We start from the raw sequence: 2,114 nt of genomic DNA on the forward strand, positions 1-2,114 counted from the left end.
GACCGGTGAACCGCAGGGCCAGCATCGCGCCGACGGTCAGCACGCCGAAGCCGAGCACGGCGTGCGGCGATCCCACCCCACCGGGCGGCGCCGACGCGGCGGACACCGAGATCGGCGCCAGGCTGCTCAGCAACATGATATCGGCGACGCGACGGTCCTGTTGCGTGCGGGCGCGCATCAGCAGCATCAGCGCGACGCCCAGGGCCAGCAGGCCGATCACCCCGGCGTAGACCGTGGGCAACCACGAGTTGTGGTGCCACCGCCACCAGCCGAGCAGGCCGGCGGCGGTGGTGACGCCGATGCCCACCATCGAGGCACCGACCTGGACCGCGACGACGGGGTCGATCGCGGCGAAGCGCTTGCTCAGGTCCGCGGCGACCGCGGTCGAGATGTGCTCGATGACCTGCGAGCGGTGCTCGGTGTCCGGGATGAACCGGATCCAGAGCCGGTCGCCGTCGTAGACGTCCTGTTCGGCGAGGGAGGTGGTGGCCCGCAACGGCGACCCATCGACCAGGCACAGCGCCCAACGGCCGCGGCCCTTGGCCTCCAGCGGGCTCTCGCCCAGCTCCCGGAGCCGGCTGTTGACCACCTTCAACAGCGGCTCGGTCATCACCGAGACGGGGGCGTTGGCGTCCAGCAGGACACCGATCTGGACGCCGGCGCCGGCCATGACGCCGACGACTACCGCCTGAGGCTGTGAGATTCCCTCGACGTCAGGCTGTGGTGCTTCAACAACTACCGCAGTCATCGCCCTGCACTTTCTACCGTGATGATTGAGTAACCCCGTGCCGCCCGTCGCGCGGGAGTCTGTGCCGATGCACTCACCGAGGCGTTGCGACGCCGGTGACCGCGCGGCCCGACTGTTTCGGATTTCATCTGCCTCGCCTTGCGATTAAGAGTGTGGTGACACTGGCTAAAGGTTTGCTGCTGCTCTTTGCAAGAAGTATGCCGTGTCGGCATCTCAACCGCATGTTGAGTGCAAAGGCGTTGGTAAACTCTATGTTTCATCGAATGTCACACGCGACTGTGCGTTTTCCACTCGCCGTACGGAAGGGTGTCCAGCACAGTCTTGACGCCGACCTGCACGAGTTGCGGGGTCGCCGGGCAGATCGCCAGCCACGCCTCCCCCGAACCCGCCGTCCGGGCCTGCTGATAGAGCGCGATCCGGCCGCCCGACCCGTCCTTGAGGGACAGCACCGACGCGCTGGGGCCTTTGGCGTCGTCCCGGTACTGCCGGGCGTATACCGCGACCTCGGCTGCCGGGTCCGACAGCGCCTGACCCAGCGCCGCCACGGTGGCCGCGCTGATCCCCATGCGGCGCAGGTCGCCACCGGAGAAGACGTTGAAGCCGGACTCCTGCCACGACTTGGTCGCTTCGAGCATCTCTTCCAGCGGCACGTTGACCGCGTTGATGGCCGCCGGCTCCGCGTGGTGGATCGACTCCAAGGCGTCGATGACCAGCGACGCGATCGACGCGCTGTCGGCCACCGCGACATCGTCGACGGTGATGTCGCCGCCGACTCGCACCGCGGAGACCCAGTGCTGGCCGCGGCGCGCCAAGACCACCCGGAACTCGTTGTCGGGGATGTCGCGCGAACCGGGCGGCTGGTTCTCGTCGTCCACCACCCCGTAAAGCAGCTTGCCCCGGGACAGCAGGGCGACGACCTCGAGGTCGGGCGCGGCGAGCACTCTCATCCGGGCGGCAACGTGCTCGATCACCTCATCGTTTTCGACGATGCCCTGCTCGCGCATCACGGCCATGCCGGGATGCTCGTTGAGCCAGTCGCTCGAGTCGGTGGAGACATACGGGCGGCACCGCAGTTCCGGTGCCACGTGCCGGATGTCGAGCAGTGCCTGAAGCATCCAGAAACCGTCGACGTTGACGGTGATGTCGGTGCGGGTGCTCTGTTGGTCCATCGATACCTCTGTCGGTCCCTAGCCGGTCCCCAAAACTTTCAGGGGCTCAAACTGCACGATAACCGCAGGACGCGGCAGCACACCACTTCCGGGTGTGCTGCCGCGCCTGAGGTTGCGGTTAGGCCCAGCTGGACCCGACGGCGCTGTCCGTGCTGGCCATGTTGCTGCCGGCACTTTGCACCTTCTGGCCGTGGGAG

At 67.3% G+C, this 2,114-nt stretch carries 2 protein-coding genes and 1 pseudogene; all 3 read right to left on the reverse strand.

What is annotated here, in order from left to right:
* On the reverse strand, positions 1–748 hold a 748-nt coding region (gene eccD / locus A5714_RS00055), incomplete at its 3' end, for a type VII secretion integral membrane protein EccD (RefSeq protein ID WP_068281642.1).
* A 266-nt stretch (positions 749–1,014) separates the two neighbouring features.
* Positions 1,015–1,917, reverse strand: a complete 903-nt coding sequence (locus A5714_RS00060; protein ID WP_068075017.1) for an ESX secretion-associated protein EspG — start codon at positions 1,915–1,917, stop codon at positions 1,015–1,017.
* A 118-nt stretch (positions 1,918–2,035) separates the two neighbouring features.
* Positions 2,036–2,114 (reverse strand): annotated as a pseudogene (locus tag A5714_RS24890) (type VII secretion protein EsxI); the annotation flags it as partial.

The organism is Mycobacterium sp. E2462, assembly GCF_001672685.1.
Classification (GTDB): Bacteria; Actinomycetota; Actinomycetes; order Mycobacteriales; family Mycobacteriaceae; genus Mycobacterium.

Excerpts from the sequence above, each read along its gene's own strand:
- A5714_RS00060 (WP_068075017.1), bottom strand. The coding sequence starts at position 1,917 with ATGGACCAACAGAGCACCCGCACCGACATCACCGTCAACGTCGACGGT.